General features: G+C 71.7%; 17 protein-coding genes. 11 read left to right on the top strand and 6 right to left on the bottom strand.

The window, feature by feature from the left end; translation table 11 throughout:
* Positions 1 to 41: 41 nt before the first annotated feature.
* Complete coding sequence (locus Aph01nite_RS11335) at positions 42 to 317, bottom strand: muconolactone Delta-isomerase (RefSeq protein WP_204040766.1); 276 nt, start codon at positions 315 to 317, stop codon at positions 42 to 44.
* Between the two features lie 192 nt (positions 318 to 509).
* Here Aph01nite_RS11335 and Aph01nite_RS42110 point away from each other — a divergent pair, with 192 nt between their 5' ends.
* From Aph01nite_RS42110 to Aph01nite_RS11290, 9 genes are all read left to right on the top strand, one after another.
* Entirely contained in the window at positions 510 to 2,198 is a 1,689-nt protein-coding gene (locus Aph01nite_RS42110) for an ATP-binding protein (RefSeq protein ID WP_204040765.1), read from the top strand.
* Positions 2,195 to 2,872, top strand: coding sequence for a response regulator (locus Aph01nite_RS11325; protein WP_204040764.1), 678 nt, complete (start codon positions 2,195 to 2,197; stop codon positions 2,870 to 2,872). The genes Aph01nite_RS42110 and Aph01nite_RS11325 overlap by 4 nt, the downstream gene beginning before the upstream one ends.
* Before the next feature lie 146 nt (positions 2,873 to 3,018).
* Positions 3,019 to 3,750 (top strand): PIG-L deacetylase family protein, encoded by a 732-nt coding sequence (locus Aph01nite_RS11320; RefSeq protein WP_204040763.1) that lies wholly within the window; start codon positions 3,019 to 3,021, stop codon positions 3,748 to 3,750.
* The gene (locus tag Aph01nite_RS11315) at positions 3,747 to 4,475 is read left to right on the top strand and encodes a 4-carboxy-4-hydroxy-2-oxoadipate aldolase/oxaloacetate decarboxylase (protein WP_204040762.1); all 729 of its coding nucleotides are present in this window, start codon (positions 3,747 to 3,749) and stop codon (positions 4,473 to 4,475) included. The genes Aph01nite_RS11320 and Aph01nite_RS11315 overlap by 4 nt, the downstream gene beginning before the upstream one ends.
* A 31-nt stretch (positions 4,476 to 4,506) precedes the next feature.
* Positions 4,507 to 5,901: a syringate O-demethylase gene (desA, locus tag Aph01nite_RS11310; protein WP_204040761.1), complete on the top strand. Its 1,395-nt coding sequence runs from the start codon at positions 4,507 to 4,509 to the stop codon at positions 5,899 to 5,901.
* A gap of 14 nt (positions 5,902 to 5,915) precedes the next feature.
* Positions 5,916 to 6,278 carry a hypothetical protein gene (locus tag Aph01nite_RS11305; RefSeq protein WP_204040760.1) on the top strand — a complete coding sequence of 121 codons (363 nt, stop codon included), beginning with the start codon at positions 5,916 to 5,918 and terminating at the stop codon, positions 6,276 to 6,278.
* 3 nt (positions 6,279 to 6,281) lie between these two features.
* Positions 6,282 to 7,124 carry a class III extradiol dioxygenase family protein gene (locus tag Aph01nite_RS11300; RefSeq protein ID WP_204040759.1) on the top strand — a complete coding sequence of 281 codons (843 nt, stop codon included), beginning with the start codon at positions 6,282 to 6,284 and terminating at the stop codon, positions 7,122 to 7,124.
* Positions 7,121 to 7,828 (top strand): alpha/beta fold hydrolase, encoded by a 708-nt coding sequence (locus Aph01nite_RS11295; RefSeq protein WP_204040758.1) that lies wholly within the window; start codon positions 7,121 to 7,123, stop codon positions 7,826 to 7,828. Before Aph01nite_RS11300 ends, Aph01nite_RS11295 begins: the two co-directional genes overlap by 4 nt.
* Before the next feature lie 437 nt (positions 7,829 to 8,265).
* The gene (locus Aph01nite_RS11290; protein WP_204040757.1) at positions 8,266 to 9,555 is read left to right on the top strand and encodes a phenylacetate--CoA ligase family protein; all 1,290 of its coding nucleotides are present in this window, start codon (positions 8,266 to 8,268) and stop codon (positions 9,553 to 9,555) included.
* A gap of 1 nt (position 9,556) precedes the next feature.
* On the opposite strand, the gene Aph01nite_RS11285 is transcribed toward Aph01nite_RS11290, so the two are convergent.
* Positions 9,557 to 10,432, bottom strand: a complete 876-nt coding sequence (locus tag Aph01nite_RS11285; protein WP_204040756.1) for an IclR family transcriptional regulator — start codon at positions 10,430 to 10,432, stop codon at positions 9,557 to 9,559.
* Between the two features lie 447 nt (positions 10,433 to 10,879).
* Between Aph01nite_RS11285 and Aph01nite_RS11280 the strand changes: the two genes are divergently transcribed.
* A complete protein-coding gene (locus Aph01nite_RS11280) occupies positions 10,880 to 11,731 on the top strand; it encodes an SDR family NAD(P)-dependent oxidoreductase (RefSeq protein WP_204040755.1) in 852 nt (283 codons plus the stop codon).
* A gap of 168 nt (positions 11,732 to 11,899) precedes the next feature.
* Entirely contained in the window at positions 11,900 to 13,186 is a 1,287-nt protein-coding gene (locus tag Aph01nite_RS11275; protein WP_204040754.1) for an MFS transporter, read from the top strand.
* Positions 13,187 to 13,287: 101 nt separating this feature from the next.
* Here Aph01nite_RS11275 and Aph01nite_RS11270 read toward each other — a convergent pair whose 3' ends face one another.
* From Aph01nite_RS11270 to Aph01nite_RS11255, 4 genes are all read right to left on the bottom strand, one after another.
* A complete protein-coding gene (locus Aph01nite_RS11270; protein WP_204040753.1) occupies positions 13,288 to 14,013 on the bottom strand; it encodes a glycoside hydrolase family 25 protein in 726 nt (241 codons plus the stop codon).
* A gap of 334 nt (positions 14,014 to 14,347) precedes the next feature.
* Positions 14,348 to 15,217, bottom strand: a complete 870-nt coding sequence (locus Aph01nite_RS11265; RefSeq protein ID WP_204040752.1) for an LLM class F420-dependent oxidoreductase — start codon at positions 15,215 to 15,217, stop codon at positions 14,348 to 14,350.
* A 108-nt stretch (positions 15,218 to 15,325) separates the two neighbouring features.
* Positions 15,326 to 16,591 carry a glycosyltransferase gene (locus Aph01nite_RS11260; protein ID WP_204040751.1) on the bottom strand — a complete coding sequence of 422 codons (1,266 nt, stop codon included), beginning with the start codon at positions 16,589 to 16,591 and terminating at the stop codon, positions 15,326 to 15,328.
* Complete coding sequence (locus Aph01nite_RS11255; RefSeq protein ID WP_275419115.1) at positions 16,588 to 18,804, bottom strand: glycoside hydrolase domain-containing protein; 2,217 nt, start codon at positions 18,802 to 18,804, stop codon at positions 16,588 to 16,590. The genes Aph01nite_RS11260 and Aph01nite_RS11255 overlap by 4 nt, the downstream gene beginning before the upstream one ends.
* Positions 18,805 to 18,890: the final 86 nt, after the last annotated feature.

Here is an 18,890-nt window from a genome sequence, read left to right as displayed (position 1 = left end):
CCCGCGCCCGTCCTAGCCGGAGCACGACAATCGACGTAGGGTCAGGCCTCCTGCGGGTGCGTGGCCAGGGCTTCCACGGTCACGTCCAGCCACGGGAACTGCGGCAGCGACGCGAGCGCGTCGTGCAGGGCCGTGGCGTCGGGGGCCTCCCACAGGCCGACGACGGCGCGGCGGCCCGGCACCCGCCAGAGCCGTTTCAGGATCCCGGCCTCCCGCAGCTCCATCGCCCGGGCGCGTTCCGCGTCCCGCAGGCGCAGGCGTTCCGCGTCGCCCATGCCGTCCGGCAGGCGGGTCTCGAAGCGGACGAGGAACTCCATCGAATCCTCCTGGGGAGATGCGGGTGTTCCGACGGTAGAGCGCCCGGGGTGCGCGGGCATGGGTGTGGCGGCCATCTCGCCTACGTCAAATGGCGTATTCTGCGTCGCCGTCGCGGCCGAAGTAGTGCCCCCGCAGGGGAACGGGGGCATCATGGGTTCCGGTGAGGCGGCCCAGCGAGGAGGACGTCGGCGGTGGTGGACGCGGCTCCGGTTTTCGACGCGGGCGCTCTGCTGGAGCGGACGCCGGACGGGATCGCCGTCATCGACCCGGCCGGGCGTTTCGTCCAGGCCAACCCGGCCGCCGTACGGCTCTGCGAGGCGGCCGGCGTCGCGGGGGCCGCGTCCCCGTTCGGCGCGGACGACGCGGAGACCGAAGGCGTCACCGGGTGGGAGCCGCCGTCGGGGACGCGCCGCGAGTTCGCGTACCGGATCACGCGGCTGACCGGCCGGGGTGATCGCCTGGTGGTCTTCCAGGACGTCACCGAGAGCCGGCGCCACCAGCGGCGGCTCGCCGCGATCGCCAGCGCGGCGAGCCGCGTGGCCGCCAAACGTTCGCTGAGCAGCACCCTGGACGCGCTCGCCAACGAGGTGCTGGAAGCCGACGCCCTGGCCAGCGTGCAGATCCTGACCGTCAACTCCGCCCGGGAACGTTTCCAGGTCGTGACTCCTCCGCTCCCTGAAGGAAGCGGCTTCTCGCTTTCCCCGCTTGAGGTAGGCGACGGACAAGCCCTGCCCGTTTCGAACACCAGAACTATATCAGGGAGGCGACTCCCCCGCAGGGTAGGCTCAGCAGTCCCCTCGCTGGATCTGATGGGCGTGGCCGGGTTCGGCGAGGCGGCGAACTTCTTCGACCTGCTCCTGGAGTGCGCGGAGGCCGGCGCCGAGCTGCGGATGATCGACGCGTTCACGTCGCGGAAGCCGGTCGTCGTACCGCACCGATACGACGCCGTCATGTCCGACCCGGCTTGGGCGCCCCTGCGCGACCTCATGCGGGCGCCGGAATGGGACTGGTTCGCGAGCGTGCCCCTACTCGTGCACGGCGAGCCGGTCGGCATCCTCAACGCCTTCTACGCGCCCGGCCAGGAGATCGGCGGGACCACCCTGGACTTCCTGCTGGCGATGGCCGACCAGGCGGCGCTGGCCGTGCACTACGCCAGCCTGCTGGAGCGGGAGCGGGAGGTGGCGCGGCGGGAGGAGCGGCAGCGCCTGGCCAGGGACCTGCACGACTCCGTGGTCCAGCACGTCTTCTCCATGGGCATGCAGGTGGAGTCCCTCGGCATGCTGTCCGGCCGGGGCAGCGTCGTGGACTCGGCGTACGTGATGCGGGTGGCGGGGGAACTCGGCCAGATCTCCAAGGCGGTCCTGGGCGACCTGCGGGCGATGGTCACCGAGCTGCATCCCACCCCGTCGGCCGACCAGGGGCTGCCCGCGGCCCTGGCCGCCCTGGCCGAGTCGACCACGGCCAGGACCGGTCTCGACGTACGGCTGTCGATCATCGATCCGCGGCACGAGCTGGACGACCTGGAGCCGGAGCTGCGGGAGGACGCCTACCGCGTCATCGCCGAAGCCCTGCACAACAGCGTCAAGCACTCGCACGGCTCGGTCGTCACCATCACCGCGGGGCTGACGGGACGCCGCACCCGGCGGCGGCTGACCTGCGAGATCGCCGACGACGGGTGCGGCCTGGCCGGCCTGCCCGCGGAGGAGGGCGGCTTCGGCATGACGGCGATGCGGGAACGCGCCGACCGCTGGGCGGGCGTGCTCACCACCCGCTCCGGCCCCGGCGAGGGCACCGTCGTCCGCCTGGAACTCCCGCTTCCTCCCTCCTTGCCGGCGGAACTCCACCGGGTCCCGACCGCCCGTAGGCCGAGGCGTCCATGACCGCGCAGCCGGACGCCGGCACCATCGGAGTCCTCGTGGTGGACGACCACGCCGTGGTACGGCGGGGCGTCGTCGCGTACCTGGAGGCGCTGGACAACGTCGAGGTGGCCGGGGAGGCGGCCAACGGACGGGACGCCCTCGACTGCCTGGAGTCCCTGAAGGTACGGCGGCAGCCGCTGCCGAGGGTGGCGCTGATGGACCTGATGATGCCCAAGATGGACGGCGTCGAGGCCACTGCGGAGATCACCAGGCGTTTCCCGAGCGTGCGGGTGGTCATCCTGACCAGCTTCGGCGAGGTGCAGCGCATCCACGCCGCCCTGGCCAACGGCGCGGCCGGTTACCTGCTCAAGGACGCCGGCCCCTCCGAGGTGGCCGCCGCGATCTACGCCGCCGCCAACGACGAGGTGTTCCTGGACACGGCCGTGGCCCGGCGGCTGGCCCAGAAGATGCGGGCCCCGCACAGCGGCGTCGCCGCGCTGACCAGCCGGGAGCGGGACGTGCTCGTGCTGATCGCCCAGGGCCGCTCCAACCGGGAGATCGCCACCGAACTGGTGATCAGCGAGCGTACGGCGCGGACACACGTGAGCAACCTGCTCGGCAAGCTGGGGCTGCGTTCCCGCACGCAGGCGGTGCTCGTGGCCATGCGCGAAGGGCTGGTCTCGCCCCCGATCTGACCCGCGCGGCTCTACGTCATGTGTCCTACGTGGAGCGCGTCAATTGCGCAATCCGTGCCTCGACGGGCCGTGTGTAACGTCCTTACCAGCCCCGGGGGACCAGGCCGGGGGCGCATCCTCGTCCGGCGGAAGCGGGAAGCGGAGACATGACCGAATCTCGGACGCCTCGCTCGATCGTGGCCGTCACCGCGCATTCCGGTGACTTCGTGTGGCGGGCGGGGGGCGCGCTGGCGCTGTCGGCGGCGCGGGGCGACGCCGTACGGGTGATCTGCCTGAGTTTCGGCGAGCGGGGCGAGTCGCAGGGTCTGTGGTCGCGGCCGGGCATGGACATGGAGACGGTCAAGCGGGTGCGCCGCGAGGAGGCCGAGGCGGCCGCCGCCGCGCTGGGGGTGCGGGTCGACTTCTACGACCTGGGCGACTACCCGCTGACGGTGGCCGACGGGGACCGGGACCGGATCGTCGCGGCCCTGCGCGAGGCGCGGCCGGACGTGCTGCTGACGCATGTCGCGAACGACCCGTACAACCTCGACCACGACACCGCCCACGCGACGGCGCTGCGCACGCGCATGATCGCGCAGGCGATGGGGCACGACCCGGCCGGCACGCCCATCGGCGCCACGCAGGTGCTCATGTTCGAACCGCACCAGCCGGAGGTGTGCGGCTTCACGCCCAACCTGCTGCTGGACGTCACGCCGGTGTTCGACCGCAAGCGCAAGGCCATGGAGGTCATGTCCGCCCAGGGGCACCTGATCGAGTACTACACCGAGCTGGGGCGGCGGCGAGGCGTCCAGGCCAGGCGGAACGGCGCGCCCGCCGGCGTCGTGCAGGCCGAGGCGTTCCAGCGGGTGTTCCCCGTGGTCGGGGACGAGCTGATATGAGCGGCTTCAGCGACGGGCACGTCATCGTGCGCACCAAGGCCCGCCCGGACGCGGCGGCCGTGAAAGTCCTCGCCGAGGCCGGGGTGGCCACCGCGCACGAGGCCATGGGCCGGCGCGGGCTGCTCTCGCCGGCGCTGCGCCCGATCTACTCGGGGGCGCGCATCGCCGGCCGCGCGGTCACCGTGCTCAGCCATCCCGGGGACAACCTGATGATCCACGCCGCGATCGAGCAGTGCGGCGCCGGCGACATCCTGGCCGTGGCCACCACGTCGCTGTCCCACGACGGGATGTTCGGCGAGCTGTTCGCCACCGCGCTGCGCGTCCGCGGCGTGGCCGGGCTGGTCATCGACGCGGGCGTGCGGGACGTGCGGGAGCTGACCGCGATGGGCTTCCCCGTCTGGTCGCGGGCGGTCAGCGCGCAGGGCACGGTCAAGGCGAGCCCCGGCTCGGTGAACGTGCCCGTCGTGCTCGCCGGCGCGCGCGTCTGTCCCGGCGACGTCCTGGTGGCCGACGACGACGGAGTCCTCGTGGTGGCCCGCCGGGACGCGCCCGCCGTGGCCGGGGAGGCCACCGCGCGGATGGCCGCCGAAGCCGCCAGACGCGACAAGTTCCGGGAGGGCGTCCTGGGCCTCGACCTGTACGGCCTGCGCGCCACCCTGGACCGCCTCGGCGTCCGCTACGTAGACGCCGCCGACGCAGACGCCGATGACGCGGACCGGGACTAGCAGCGCCTCGCCTATCAGCAAGGAGAGACACATGACCCGCAAGAGCCTCGAAGACGTTCTCCACGGAGTCGCGAACCCGGCGGACCATCTGCGCAATCTCCCCGCCGGGCCGAACGTCTACCCCGGGGTGCCGCCGGAGTACACCAACTGGCGCGACGAGCAGCACGCCTGGCAGCACACCTGCGTCCTGTTCAACCAGTCGTACCACATGGCGGAACTGCTGGTCGAAGGCCCGGACGCCCTCAGACTGCTGTCGTCCCTGGGGGTGAACAGCTTCGCCAGGTTCCCGGTGAACACGGCGAAGCAGTACGTGCCGTGCACGCCCGACGGCTACGTCATCGGCGACGGCATCCTCTTCCACCTGGCCGAGGACACCTTCAACCTGGTCGGCCGCATCCCGGCCCTGAACTGGGTGCGCTTCCACGCCGAGACCGGCGGCCACGACGTGCGCGTGACCCTCGACGAGCGTTCCGCGGCCCGGCCGGATCCGTTCAACCGCACGTCGTACCGGTACCAGATCCAGGGGCCGAACGCGGCCAGGGTGATCGAGAAGGCGACCGGCGGGCCGGCCCCGGACCTGAAGTTCTTCCACATGACGACGGTCACCATCGCCGGCCGACCGGTGCGCGCGCTCCGCCACGGCATGGCCGGGCAGCCCGGCTACGAGCTGTTCGGGCCGTGGACCGAAGGCGAGGAGATCCACCGCGCGCTCGTCGAGGCCGGCCGGGAGTACGGCATGCGCCTGGTGGGCGGCCGGGCGTACTCCACCAACACCCTGGAGTCCGGCTGGATCCCCTCGCCCCTGCCCGCGATCTACACGGGCGACGCGCTCAAGAGCTACCGCCAGTGGCTCCCGGCCGACGGCTACGAGGCCGCGGCCTCCATCGGCGGCAGCTTCGTGTCCGACCGCGTCGAGGACTACTACCTGACGCCGTGGGACCTCGGCTACGGCCCGTTCGTCAAGTTCGACCACGACTTCGTCGGCCGGGAGGCCCTGGAGGCCATGGCGACCCGCCCGCACCGCAGGAAGGTCACCCTCGCCCTGGACGCCCCCGATTTCCTCCAGGCCATGAACTCCCAGCTCGAACACGGGCTGCCCGCCAAATGGTTCGAGTTCCCCTCCGCGGTCTACTCGATGCATCCGTACGACCTGGTGACGGTCAACGGAGAACCCGCCGGCATCTCGACCTGGATCGGCTACAGCTGGAACGAGCGCCGGATGCTGACCCTGGCCATGCTCGACGCCGAGCACGCCGAGCCGGGCGCCCAGGTGACCCTGGTGTGGGGGGAGCCCGGCGGCGGCACCGCCAAGCTCACCGTCGAGGAGCACGCGCAGGTCGAGGTCGGCGCCACGGTGAGCCCGGTCCCGTACGCCGAGGTCGCCCGCAGGGTCTACGCGGACGGCGGCTGGCGCGCCTCGGCCTGAGGGAGGAACCCCCCATGGAAGAGATGGAAGAGATGGAAGAGCCGGACCGCATTCCGGACACGCCCCTCCTGGACCGGCCACGCCAGCTCCGCGGCTACCGCCTCAACAAGATGGCCATGGGCCTGGGCGACCCCGCCAACCGCGCGGCCTTCCGCACCGACGAGCCCGCCTACCTGGACCGGTACGGCCTGACCGAGGAGGAGAAGGCGGCGGTGCTGGCCCGCGACTGGCGGGAGATGGTCCGCCTCGGCGGCAACCTCTTCTTCATCCTGAAGATCTCCGCGGTGGACCCGATCCGCATCACCGAGATCGGCGCCCACCAGGCCGGCATGGACCACGAGTCGTTCCTGCGGGACCGGCTCGGGAAGAAGGAGTGATCCGTGGCGAGAATCGTCGGCGGGCTGGGCACCTCCCACGTCCCCTCGATCGGCGCGGCGCTCGACAAGGGCCTGCGCGACACGCCGGAGTGGAAGCCGTTCTTCGACGGCTACCTGCCCGCCCGGGAGTGGGTCCGCGAGCACCGGCCCGACGTCGCCGTGGTGGTCTTCAACGACCACTACAACGCCCTCTTCCTGGACCGCGTCCCCACCTTCGCGGTCGGCTGCGCCCCCGAGTACCACCCGGTGGACGAGGGCTGGGGGCCGCGGCCCATCCCGCCGTTCGAAGGCGCGACCGAGTTCGCCTGGCACCTGCTCGACAGCCTGGTGGAGAACCGCTTCGACCCGGAGATCATCCAGGAGATCAAGGTCGACCACGGCCTGCAGGTGCCGATGGAGCTGTTCTGGGGCCGGCCGTCCGGCTCGTGGCCGGTCCGGGTGGTGCCCATCTTCGTGAACGTGCTCCAGTACCCGATCCCGCTCCCGGCCCGCCTGTACGAACTCGGCCAGGCCCTGGGCCGGGCCATCGAGAGCTACGACAGCGACGAGCGGTTCGTCGTGCTCGGCACCGGCGGCCTGTCCCACCAGCTCCAGGGAGCCCGCGCCGGCTTCCTGAACCGGGAGGCCGACCAGCGGTTCCTCACGGAGATCGCCGAGGAGCCCGGGAAACTCGCGGGCTGGAGCCGGCAGCGGTACATCGACACCTTCGGCGGGGAGGGGGCGGAGGTCATCATGTGGCTCGTCATGCGGGGCGCGCTCAACCCCGAGGTCGTGGTCAGGCACCGGCACTACTTCGCGCCCGCCTCGATGACCGGCGCCGGGATGATCGTCATGGAGAACGCGTGAGCACGTTCGTACTGGTCCACGGGGCGTGGCATGGCGGCTGGGTGTGGCAGCGGGTGGCTCCGCTGCTGCGCGCGGCCGGCCACGAGGTGCACGCCCCGACGCTGACCGGGGTCAGCGACCGAGCCCACCTGCTCACCCCGCAGGTCGGGCTCGGCACCCACATCCAGGACGTGGTGGCGCTCATCGAGGCGCACGACGCCCGGGACGTGGTGCTGGTCGGGCACAGCTACGCCGGTCAGGTCGTCACCGGCGCGGCCGACCGGATCGGGGACCGCCTGACCAGACGCGTCCACCTCGACGCCTTCGTCGGCGACGACGGGGAGCCCGCCATCGATATGCTGCCCGCCGACGTCGCCGGGCACTACCGGGAGTCGGTGGCGGGCCCGGGGTTCGGCTGGCTCATCCCCGTACGCTCGCTGAGCGTGCTGGGCGTCACCGAGCGCGCCGACGTCGACTGGCTGACCCCGCGGCTCACCCCGCATCCGTGGCTGTCCTACACCGAGCCGCTCCGGCTGACCGGCAAGGGGGACGGCGTGCCCGCGGCGTTCATCGAGTGCACCGACTGGATGCGGGTGTTCACCCCGCACGCGGAACGGGCGGCCGCGCGGGGCTGGCCGGTGTACGAGATCACCACCGGCCACGAGGCGATGGTCACCGCGCCAGACGCGCTCGCGGACCTGCTCCTGGAGATCGCCGCGTCCTGAGAGCCTGACCGTGCCGCGGTCCGCCGGGCGCCCTCGCGGGCCTTCTGGAGATCGCCGCAGCCTGCAAGGCTGACCGTGTCTCCGTCGCCGCCCCGCCGGGCGGACCTGTTTTCTGGAGATCGCGCGGCCCGAATGCTGGACCGTGTCCCCATTGCCGTCCATTGTCGCGGGTTCACGGCCGGGAAACGCCGTGCCTTTCGTGTCACGGTAAACAATCGCATTCGGGGCATTTCGGTTTCCGCGCCATGAAAGTCATATGGCTGGCCGGTTCGCGTCCTGGGCATAGTGAGGCACCGCCGACAACCACCGAGGCTCTGCCGGACGCGGCGCCGGCAGGCAACCACCGCGCCGTGGCCGCCGTTATTGGCCGATTTGTTGAGATTTGGCCGCGTCGATCGCTTGACGAGCAGTCCCCGCTCCCCCCGGAAGGACGATTCGTGATCACACCCGGCTTCGTCGCGCCTGAGGACCGAGACGCCGTCACCGCGATGCTCCGTACCCAGCTCGCCGGGCTGCCCGCGCGCTCTCCCTTCTACGCCCGCCTGTTCGCCGAGCACGGCGCCGATCCGGCGGCGCTGGTGTCCCTGGGGGACATCCGCAAACTGCCCTTCACGGACAAGCAGCTGCTGCGCGACTCCCAGGCCGCCGCTCCCCCGCTGGGCCTGCACGCGGCCGTGGACATGACCGAGGTGATCCGTGTCCACGCCTCCACCGGGACCACCGGCAGGCCGAGCTGGGTGGGCGTGACCCGGCGCGACGCCGAGGCGTGGACCGAGATGGTGGCGCGGGCGTTCCTCACCATGGGCGCGACGCGCGAGGACGTGGTGCTGCACGGCGCCGGGCTGACCCTGTTCGTGGGCGGGCTGCCGATCCGGGACGCGCTGGAGCGCATCGGCTCCACCCTGGTCCCGATCGGCACCGGCGCGTCGGAGAAGGCGGTGCAGGCGCTGGACACCCTGGGCGTCACCGCGCTGCACGCCACCCCGTCGTATGTGCGCTACCTGGCCGAGTACGTACGCGAACGGGGCCGGGACCCGCGGGAGTTCGGCATCCGCAAGATCTTCGTCGGCGGCGAGCCCGGCGGGGGCGAGCCGGCGTTCCAGCGGCACATGGACCGGGAGTGGGGCGCGCTCGTCACCGAGGGCCTGGGGAACGCCGACATGGCGCCGGTGCTGTTCGCCGAGCCGCCGGGCGCGGGCGGCATGCGCTTCACCGGCGGCCGGCACGTGCTGGTGGAGCTGATCGACCCGGACGGCGGCGAGCCCGTCGACCCCGAGCCCGGCGTCTCCGGCGAACTCGTCTACACCTCGGTGGACCGCGAGTGCTGCCCCCTGGTCCGGTTCCGCACGCGGGACCGGGTGCTGGTCACCGGGCTCGCCGGGGACGGCGCGCCGCTCATCCGCTGCGTGGGCCGCACCGACGACATGCTGATCGTGCTCGGGGTGAACGTGTTCCCCACGGCGATCCGCGACCTGGTGCAGACCCTCCATCCCCGGACGAACGGAGCGATGCAGATCGTGCTGCCGAGTCCCGGCCCGGGAGTGGAGCCGCCGCTGCGCGTCGAGGTGGAGCCCGGCGACGAGCCCGGCGACCGGGAGCTGCTGCGCCGGGAGATCGAGGGCCTGATCCGGGCCCGGCTGACCGTGCCGGCGGCGGTCACCCTCGTGCCGCCCGGATCGCTGGAGCGCACCGAGATGAAGTCCCGCCTGACCCGGATCTCCGGCTGACCTATCCGCCGACCAGGCCCGGCTCCCGCTGTGCCACCGAGGTGGAGTACTTGACCTCGCGTACCTGCCAGTGGGCGGGCCGCCGGGGCGGCCCACCGGCCGCGGCCGAGGGAGCGCCGAGCGCCCGCGAGATGCTCCGGGCGCTCGCGGACAGCGCGGGCACCAGCGACCGGGGGGACACGGAGCCGCTGGGCACGGTGATGCCGACCGCCGCCACCACATGGTCCCGGGGGCCGCGGATCGGCACCGCGACGGCCATCACGTCGCGGGTGAGCTGGCTCTCCACGACGGCGACGCCCGCCTTGCGCACCTCGGCCAGGAAGTGCCGGAGCGCGTCGGGGTCCGTCAGCGTGTTCTCGGTGTACCGGCGCAGCTTGGAGGCGAGCACCTCCTCCTGGAACTCCTGCGAGGAGTGCGCGAGCAGCACCAGTCCGGTGCCCGTCGCGTGCATCGGCCACCGCCCGCCGAGCCTGCTCGGCACCGGCACGGTGTCCCGGGCGCGCAGCGACTCGATGTACACGATGTCATGCCCCTGCGGCACGCCCAGATGGATGTTCGCCCTGGTGGCGTGCTGCAGATCGTGCAGGTACGGCAGCGCGATCTCGCGCAGCTGGCCGCCCTGCGGGGTCAGGGTGCCGAGTTCCAGGATGCGCAGGCCGATGCTGTACTTGCCGTCGCCGCTGCGGGACAGCGCGCCCCAGCAGCGGAGTTCGTTGACGAGGCGGTGGGTCGTACTGAGCGTGAGGCCGGTCCTGCGGCTGATCTCGCTGAGTGAGAGCGACAGGTTCTCGGTGTCGAACACGCCGAGGATTGAGAGCACGCGCTGGGCCGATGTCAGGCGAGGGGATTCCAGGGAATCGCCCGTCGGGACGGCCATCACTTCACCTGCCCGTCCATATTCGTGAACAGAAATCACATGAGTGTCAACCCAGGTTACACAGAATGGACGGCCATTCAATAGCATCCCATACCAGCCGAAATACCCTTCCGCTCCGTGGAATTCGGCTTCCCTCACAGGCGTTCATCGGCGTTGTGAGACTAGCCCTTCCACGTCGCGAAAGTCCTGATTCCTTCGCCGTCGCCGAGTTCTACATTGCTCTGAGCAGGGCCTCAGCGGCCCGGAAGTGAGGCGAAAAGATGCGCGACGAGGCACAGCCGGAGCGGGCGCGTCCGCCCTGACCCCACGACGGCCACGCACGGGCGCCGAGGCCGCGAAACGGGACCTGACACACCCGCGCTCGGGATCATGGGGCATCGGGGTGAACGCCCCCGTCCTGAGCCGCCCTTCCCTTCCGGGGACGCGGCCTGACCGTGGAGGAGCCCCATGCCCGAAGATCCCCTGAGCGATCCCTTCGCCGACGCCGGCCCGCGGTGGATGGCCGGCCGGGCCGCGCTCGTCACCGGAGCCGGACAGAACGGCGCGCTGCCCGGGGTCGGCTACGCCGTCAGCCGGGTGCTGGCCGCGCACGGCGCGCGGGTCGCCGTACTCGACCGGGACGCGGACGCCGCCGAGCGGACCGTGGCGTCGATCGTCGCGGCCGGCGGGGAGGCGAGCGCCGTGGTCGCCGACGTGACCTCGGACCGGCAGTGCGCGGACGCCGTCGCCGCGGCCGTGGATCGGCTGGGCGGGCTGGACGCGCTGGTGAACAACGTCGCGTCCGGGGATCCGGCCGGGTTGTTCGACGTGACGCCGGAACGGTTCGCCGAGCTGATGAACGTGAACCTGACCTCGGCGTGGCAGGTGACCAGGCATGCCGTACCGGTGCTGCCGCGGGGTGGGGCGATCGTGAACATCTCCTCGGTGACGGTGGGGACGCGCGGGCCCGGCATGGTCTACTCCGTGGCCAAGGCCGGTCTGGAGAACCTCACCGACGGCGCGGCCGCCACCCTGGGGCCCAGGGGCATCCGGGTCAACTGCGTACGGGTCGGCATGATCTGGGGCGCGTTCGCGGCGGCGAACATGCCCGAGGAGAGGCGCGAGCCCCGGCGGCTGAGCACCGGGCTGCGGACCGAGGGCACGGCGTGGGACGTCGCGCACGCCTGCCTGTTCCTGCTCAGCGACCGCGCCCGGTGGATCTCCGGCCACACCCTCACCGTGGACGGCGGGCCACCCGGCACGCCACCGCCCGTCGCGTCACCCCCGGGTGACCGCGACACGTCACACCGCGACACATGACGTAGTCCGGGTGCGGCAGAAGACCCGCGACCCGCGCCGCCCGCGGGACTACGTTCCGTACAACCCCCGCAACCTGGGATCGCCTGCTCGCGGACGGTCCCGGAAACGTCCACCCCCGTTGTGAGGAGAGCGCTTGTGGCCCAGCATGGCACGTCCAAGCCTCCGTCGATGAAGGGCCTCTTCGCGGCCAGCTTCATCGGGACTTCGATCGAATGGTACGACTACTTCATCTTCGGCACCGCCGCCGCGCTGGTGTTCCCCACGCTCTTCTTCCCCGAGGCGTCCCCCGAGGCCGCCACGCTCGCGTCGCTGTCGGCGTTCGCCGCCGGGTTCCTCATCCGCCCGTTCGGCGCGGCGATCGTCGGCCACTTCGGCGACCGGATCGGCCGCAAGTCGATGCTCGTCCTCACCCTGATCCTGACCGGCGGGTCCACGTTCCTCATCGGCGTGCTGCCCACGTACGCGGCCATCGGCATCGGCGCGCCGCTGCTGCTGGTCTCCCTGCGCCTCATCCAGGGCTTCGGCGTGGCCGGCGAATGGGGCGGCGCGCTGCTCATCTCCACCGAGAACGCGAAACCACGCCAGCGCGCCGTCTACGGAAGCTTCGCCCAGTTCGGCGTCCCGGTCGGCGTGCTCACCTCGAACCTCGCGTTCCTCGCCCTCTCGGGCCTCGACGACGACGCCTTCTTCTCGTACGGCTGGCGCATCCCCTTCCTGCTCAGCGCCGTCCTCGTGGTCGTCGGCCTCATCATCCGCATGCGCCTGTCCGAGCCCCCGGAGTTCGCGAAGGCCAAACGCGAGAAGACGGTCATCAAGGTCCCCTTCGCCGAGCTGGTCCGCCGCCACCCCCGCAACCTGATCCTCGGCGCCCTGGCCGCCATCGCCCCGCCCGCGATCGGCTACGCGGTGACCGTCTACATGCTCACGTACGGCACCCGGGTCGTCGGCTTCGACCGCACCACCCTGCTCACCCTGATCCTGGCCTCCACCTCGGTCTGGATCCTCGCGATCATCGGTTCCGCGATCCTCTCCGACCGGTTCGACCCCAAACTGCTCTACGCCATCGGCGCGGTCACCGCCGTCATCTGGCCGCTCCCGATGTTCGCCCTGGTCAACACCGGCAGCACCGGCCTGGCCCTGGTCGCCTTCCTGGTCGCCGCGATAGTCCAGGGCATCATGGCCGGCGCGCAGGGCGGCCTCTTCACCGACATGTTCGACCTCAAGGTCCGCTACAGCGGCATCGCCGTCGCCTACGCGGTCGGCGCCACCGTCGCCGGCGCCGTCACCCCCGTCTTCCCCGCCCTCTACGCCGCCTACGACTCCTCGACTCCGATCGCCCTCTTCCTGACCGCGCTCGGCCTCGTCAGCCTCGTAGCCGTCCTCGGCGTCCGCCGCGTCGCCACCGCCCAGGACACCGAACCGGCCACCGTCCCCGCCGGCGCCCCCGAACGCTGAGACCCCGCGTGGGCCGGTACGGCCCCCCGGCCCACGCGGCGAATCCACGTCCTGATCTCCCGGCCTTCACCGGGTCCGCCCCAGGGCTGAGGCTGTGACTGTCAGCGGCGGCCCAGGACGCGGAGTTGCTGGGTGGTCAGGGAGGAGACGTTCTGGTCGACCGGGGTGTCGCTGTACTGGTGGATGGTCCAGGTCTTCCAGTCGGCGGGTGGGGTGACCTGACCCCGGGTCTTGCCGTAGTCGGCCACCCAGAGGGGGTAGGCGGACAGGCCGTGGCCGTAGGTGTCGGCGAAGCTCCAGCTGCTGTAGAACAGCGGGGTGATGCCGGTCTTGGCCTTCACGTGCGCGAGCCAGGTCTTGGCCCAGGCGTTGACGTGGGCGACGGACTGGCCGGCGGCGGTCTCCAGGTCCAGGGCGAGCAGGTCACCGCGCTTGGCGGGCTGCGAGTTGACCACGGACAGGAAGTGGTTGGCCTCGGCGATCGGGTCGTCGTCCGGGTGCCCGTAGTGGTAGGCGCCGCGGACGATCCCCTTCTTGGCCAGTTCGTGCCATTGGCGGGCGAAGCTGGAGTCGCGGAAGGTCAGTCCTTCGGTGGCTTTGACCAGGCCGAACTGCGCGGGGCTGGAGTGCCAGTCGTAGGACGCCTGGTAGGCGGAGATGTCCTGGCCGTAGGTGAACTCGGGTTCGGCCGCCCGCATCGGAGCGGCGTGGGCCGTGCTCGCCGGGCTGACGGCGGTGGCGACGGACATGGCCGCGCACAGCCCGGCGAGGGCGTAGCGCAGACGCGTACGAGTAGGTGCGCTCCAGGAGCGCCGATGGGTAGGCATAGATGAGTTGACTCCGAATTGGTCCGGGCAACGAAACCGGCAGCGGAGGCCACAACAGGGCCAGAGTCACGTCTGCCGTCACCCCCAAAGGTACACAAAGCACCATAAGATAACAAATCGGACACAACTTCGGGTCAGCCGAAGCCCATCAGGCCATCCAGGGACGGGCATGGCGCGACGCCCCGGCGATTCCGCAGACGGAAGGGCTCCGCCTCCGGACCCGTGGTCAGAGTCCGGCCAAGCCGAAGGCGTCCGCAGCGCTTTCAGGACAGCCCAACCCGTTCGCCGAGCCGGTGCTCAGGGCTTGCCCATGAACCAGTTTCCGAGCCGGTCGTCAAGGCTTGCCGAGGCCGAGGGCCTCTGCGGCGGTTTCGAGGGCGGCCAGGTGGGCGTCGACGCCGGTGAGGCCTGCCTTCATGGTGTTCACGCTGACGTGGGTCGCGCCGAACTCGCGCCACTGCCCGGCCAGGGCGGCGAGGGCGTCCGGGTCGCCCTGCCAGGCCATGCGGCCCTCCATGCCGAGGCTGGCGGGGTCACGGCCCGCCCGGGCGGCGGCCTGGTCGACGGCCGCCTTGGCCTCGGCCAGGTCGGGGCCGGGGGCCATCTGCGGGAACCACCCGTCGGCGAGCCGCCCGGCCCGCCGGTACGCGGGCGGCGACTGGGCGCCGAACCAGATCGGGATCGGCCGCTGCACCGGCAGGGGCGCGAGCCCGGCCCCGGTGATCCGGTCGAACTCGCCCTCGAACCCGAACGACCGCTCGGTCCAGAGCCGGCGCATCAGCGTGACCTGCTCCTCGATCCGCCGCCCCCGGGTGGTGAAGTCCTGGCCGAGCGCCTCGAACTCCACCCGGTTCCAGCCCAGCCCGACGCCCATCCGGAACCGCCCGCCGGTGAGCAGGTCGATCTCGGCCGCCTGCTTGGCCGCCAGCACCGTCTGCCGCTGCGGCAGGATGATGATCCCGGTCACCATCTCCAGCGAGGTCAGCGCGGCGAGGTACCCGAACAGCACCATCGGCTCGTGGAAGGTGGACCCCACGTCGTACGGCCCGCTCCACCCCCGGTGGACCTCCGGGTCCGCGCCGATCACGTGGTCGAACGCCATCACGTGCCGGAACCCGAGTTCCTCCACGCGCTGCCCGTAGGCGCGCACCGCTCCCGCGTCCGCGCCGATCTCGGTCTGGGGAAAGACGACGCCGATCCGCATACCCGGCTCCTCCCGAAGGCTCTCACCGGACATCATTCCGTGTCCGCCGCCGATCAATCCGCTTTGACGCTCAGGCCACCGGTTCCACGCGAAAGATCTAACCGGAGGCTAGACGGCGAGCGCCTCCCGCGTGAACAGGGCGTCGAACACGGCGGCCCGGTCGAACGTCATCGCGCGGGCCCGGGCGCGGTGCTCCATCTCCTGCCGCTCGGCGGCGGGCATGTCCAGAACCACCCGGTCCACCGCCGCGGCCAGCCCGCCGATCTCGCCGGGCTCGACGATGACGGCGGTGTCGCCGACCGCCTCCAGCGTGCCGCCCGTCATGGTGGTGACGATCGGCCCGCCGCCGGCCAGCATCTTCTCGGCCAGCGCGATGCCGAACGTCTCGACGAAGTCGGGCTCCGGCTTGGTCGGCAGGGCGTAGGCGGCGCAGCCGTTCATGAGCAGCGCCTTCTCCTGGTCGTCCACGTCGGTGAGCACGACCACCCGGCCGTCCTCCTTCGCCAGCGCCTGGATCTGCGGCAGCTCCGGCCCGGTGCCCGCGACGACGAGTTTCACCCGCGACCGGCAGCGCATCTCGCCGTACGCGGCCAGGAGTTCGTAGATGCCCTTGGCCCGGGTCACCCGGGACAGGAACAGGATGTACCCGTCCCGCTCCAGGCCGCGCCGCGCGAGCGCGGCGTCCACCCGCGCCGGTTCCGGGTCGAGGAAGGCGCTCGCGTCGATCGGCGGGTAGCTGACGGTCACCCGGCGCCGGCACTGCTCGGCGAAGGTGGTGCCGCAGTGCGCGTCCACCTGCTCGGCCGAGGCGATGATCTCGTCCCGGGTGTACTCGGAGACCGCGACGACCTCGTCGTTGGCCAGGAACGTGGTGAACAGCACGGTGGCCGCGCCGAACCGGCCCTCCCGCAGGCACGACCGGATCACGTTGGTCACGTCGGAGCCGACCGCCTTCACGACGGTGTGCACGTTGGGCGCGTACCCGGCCGCGCGGGCGGACGCGACCGCGTCCACGACGACCGAGGCGTGCGGCACGATGTACATGGACAGGCAGGTCGTGGGCACCGGCTCGGCGAGCAGTTCGACGAGGCGGCCGGTGAGGCCGGCCTGGTAGCGCCCGTCCGGCACCCGGTAGTCGCCGACCGCGTCCGGGCGCTCCACGGTGATCCCCTCGCTGTACGGCAACAGCCGGTCCAGCGGCTTGAGCGGAAGCCCGGCCGCCTGCAACGCGGGAATGGGCCAGGTCAGCAGCCGTACGTCGTCGAAACCGCGGGTCAGCGCCACCTCGGCGAGGTTACGGGCCTCGCCGGAGTGGCCGCAGATCACCGGGTCGGCCCTGACCACGATCACGAGACGGCGACGGGGGTGGGTCATCGGGCTTCCTCCGAGGTCGCGGACTGGTCGGAAAGAGAAGGCGGGCGGACCTCCCGCCCCCACGACGACGGCTCCGGGCCAAGCCGCAGGTGCAGCACGCCGCCGCGGTGCACGGCGGCGGCGCTCAGGTGAGCCGCGTGCAGGGGTTTGCCGTTGAGGGTAGCCGACTGCACGTACTGCGCCGGCGGGTCGCGATCGACGCCGTCGACGCCGATGGGCGTCTCGCGGTGCCCGCTGGTCTCGATGACGAACTCGCCTCCTCCTACCCGGATCGCGGCCCGGCCGAACGCGGGCGCGTTGACCAGGAACAGGTTCTGCCCGGCGACGGGGAACAGGCCGAGCGACGCCCACACGTACCAGGAGCTGAGGCCGCCGGAGTCGTCGTTGCCGGGGAGCCCGCCGGGTCCCGTGCCGAACTGCCAGGTCAGCGCCGCGTGCACGATCTCGGCCGTACGGTCGGGACGGCCCGCGTAGTGGTAGGCCCAGGGCGCCTCCATGTCGGGCTCGTTGTTGAGCCCCTCGAAGCGGTTGAGGGCGTATCCGGCGGCCATCTCCTCCGGCTGGGGGCGGCGGCCGGGCTGTTTCACCGGGGCCGCGCCGAAGCCGAAGAATCTGTCCAGTTTGCCGACGAAGGCGCGGTCGCCGCCGGCCAGCGCGATGCGGGCGGCCATGTCGTGCAGCAGCCGGAACGAGTAGTTCCACTTGCCGCCCTCGTAGAACTCCGAGTCGCGCAGCAGTCCCGTCTCCGGGTCGAAGGCGTTGGACCACTGTCGGCCGCGGTTCTCCAGGTCGTCGGCGAGGCCCACGTCGTTGAGGGCGCGGGCGACCTGGGCGGTGCAGTGGTGGCCGTAGGCGAGATCGAGGGTGTGGGTGATCGGGTGCACGACGCCGTGCTCCCAGAAGTCCTCGCCGTACATGCGGCGCAGGTCGTCGACCATGTGCACGAGCGCCCAGTTCCAGTCGAGGCCGGCCCGGCCGAGGGCGTGGGCGTCCGCCAGCGCGGTGTGCACGAGCGCGCTGGCCTGGCGGAAGAACCGGTCGGCGCCGCGGGCCATGCGGTACCCGATCGGGAAGTTGCCCTCCTCCTCGCAGACCCGGATGAGCGACTCCAGCAGCGCCACGGCCCGGTCCGGGACGATGGCCGCGAGCAGCGGCAGCTGGGTCTTGTAGATGTCCCACATGGTGCAGACGTCGAACGCGTACGGCCCCGGGGTCGGCCAGAACGGGCTCTCGTCGTCGGCGAAGCACGGCTTGATCAGCGAGTGGTAGAGCGCCGTGGCGAACACGCCGCGGCGGGCCGGGGTGCCGCCCTCGACCTGGACCCGGTCCAGGTGCTCGCTCCAGCGGGCCTGGGTCCCCGACTTCACCGGGTCGAACGCCGGCTGCCCGTGGCCGCACTCGCGCTCCAGGTTCTGCCGCGCCTGGTCGCACCCGCGCAGCGAGAACCCGAGCCGGACCTCGATGGTCTGCCCGGCGGTGGTCGGGCCCATGAAGAGCATGCCGAAGGGCCGCAGCGTGGTGTGGCGGATGCTGTCGAAGTCCAGGCGGGTGCCGCCGTCGACGAGCCGCCGGTCGTACCAGAGCATCTGCCGCCAGCCGGGGCTGTCCACCTCCACGTAGACGGAGAGCGGCACGCCCTCCATCCACACGGTGCCCTGGGCGCGGCCGTGGCCCATGCTCTGCACCTGCGCCCGCAGCGGCACCGTACGGCCGAGCTCGATGGCCAGGCCGCCGCAGGACATGTCCACCACCACCCGGGCGCTGCCGTGCTCGGGGAAGGTGTACCGGTGCACGGCGACCTTGGTGCCGACGGTCAGCTCGCAGCGGATGCCGGTGTCGAGGGTGGCCGCGTAGTAGCCGGCCTCCGCCACCTCGTCGCGGAGCGGCCAGGCCTCGCCCAGGTCGTCCAGCGGCTGCACCATCGGGGTGACCCGGACGTAGTTGTAGTACTTGCGGATCGCGCCGGTGCCGGACTGCTGGAAATGGGTGAATCCGGACGCCTGGAGCTGCTCGAACATCTCCTCGGGCACGCCCTCGGTGTTCTTCGCGTACCGCCCGTACCCGGTCGGGTAGGCGCCGGAGTAGGCGCAGGCCGAAACCATGCCCAGCGGGGACGTGGCGCCCGGGTGGGTGTTGCCCACCTGGGGTTTCGGCCACCACCAGGTGGCGGCCAGACCGCGTGCCCCGGGCAGGTCGGTGGCCGCGATGCCGATGAATGGATCAACGTTGTGAAGGATGGCGTGACTCTACCCAGCGACGGTCACCGCTTAGGTTTCGGAGAGGTGAAATCCTGCGCTGG

It is taken from the genome of Acrocarpospora phusangensis (genome assembly GCF_016862995.1).
GTDB classification, from domain to species: domain Bacteria; phylum Actinomycetota; class Actinomycetes; order Streptosporangiales; family Streptosporangiaceae; genus Acrocarpospora; species Acrocarpospora phusangensis.
This window is presented reverse-complemented; position numbering and strand designations above follow the sequence as displayed.

What these genes read in the sequence shown, in the direction of transcription:
- desA (WP_204040761.1), top strand. Translation starts at nt 4,507, where the DNA reads ATGACCCGCAAGAGCCTCGAAGACGTTCTCCACGGAGTCGCGAACCCG.
- Aph01nite_RS11265 (WP_204040752.1), bottom strand. Translation starts at nt 15,217, where the DNA reads ATGCGGATCGGCGTCGTCTTTCCCCAGACCGAGATCGGCGCGGACGCG.
- Aph01nite_RS11320 (WP_204040763.1), top strand. Translation starts at nt 3,019, where the DNA reads ATGACCGAATCTCGGACGCCTCGCTCGATCGTGGCCGTCACCGCGCAT.
- Aph01nite_RS11285 (WP_204040756.1), bottom strand. Translation starts at nt 10,432, where the DNA reads ATGGCCGTCCCGACGGGCGATTCCCTGGAATCCCCTCGCCTGACATCG.
- Aph01nite_RS11270 (WP_204040753.1), bottom strand. Translation starts at nt 14,013, where the DNA reads ATGCCTACCCATCGGCGCTCCTGGAGCGCACCTACTCGTACGCGTCTG.
- Aph01nite_RS11275 (WP_204040754.1), top strand. Translation starts at nt 11,900, where the DNA reads ATGAAGGGCCTCTTCGCGGCCAGCTTCATCGGGACTTCGATCGAATGG.
- Aph01nite_RS11325 (WP_204040764.1), top strand. Translation starts at nt 2,195, where the DNA reads ATGACCGCGCAGCCGGACGCCGGCACCATCGGAGTCCTCGTGGTGGAC.
- Aph01nite_RS11280 (WP_204040755.1), top strand. Translation starts at nt 10,880, where the DNA reads ATGCCCGAAGATCCCCTGAGCGATCCCTTCGCCGACGCCGGCCCGCGG.
- Aph01nite_RS11335 (WP_204040766.1), bottom strand. Translation starts at nt 317, where the DNA reads ATGGAGTTCCTCGTCCGCTTCGAGACCCGCCTGCCGGACGGCATGGGC.
- Aph01nite_RS11260 (WP_204040751.1), bottom strand. Translation starts at nt 16,591, where the DNA reads ATGACCCACCCCCGTCGCCGTCTCGTGATCGTGGTCAGGGCCGACCCG.
- Aph01nite_RS11315 (WP_204040762.1), top strand. Translation starts at nt 3,747, where the DNA reads ATGAGCGGCTTCAGCGACGGGCACGTCATCGTGCGCACCAAGGCCCGC.
- Aph01nite_RS11305 (WP_204040760.1), top strand. Translation starts at nt 5,916, where the DNA reads ATGGAAGAGATGGAAGAGATGGAAGAGCCGGACCGCATTCCGGACACG.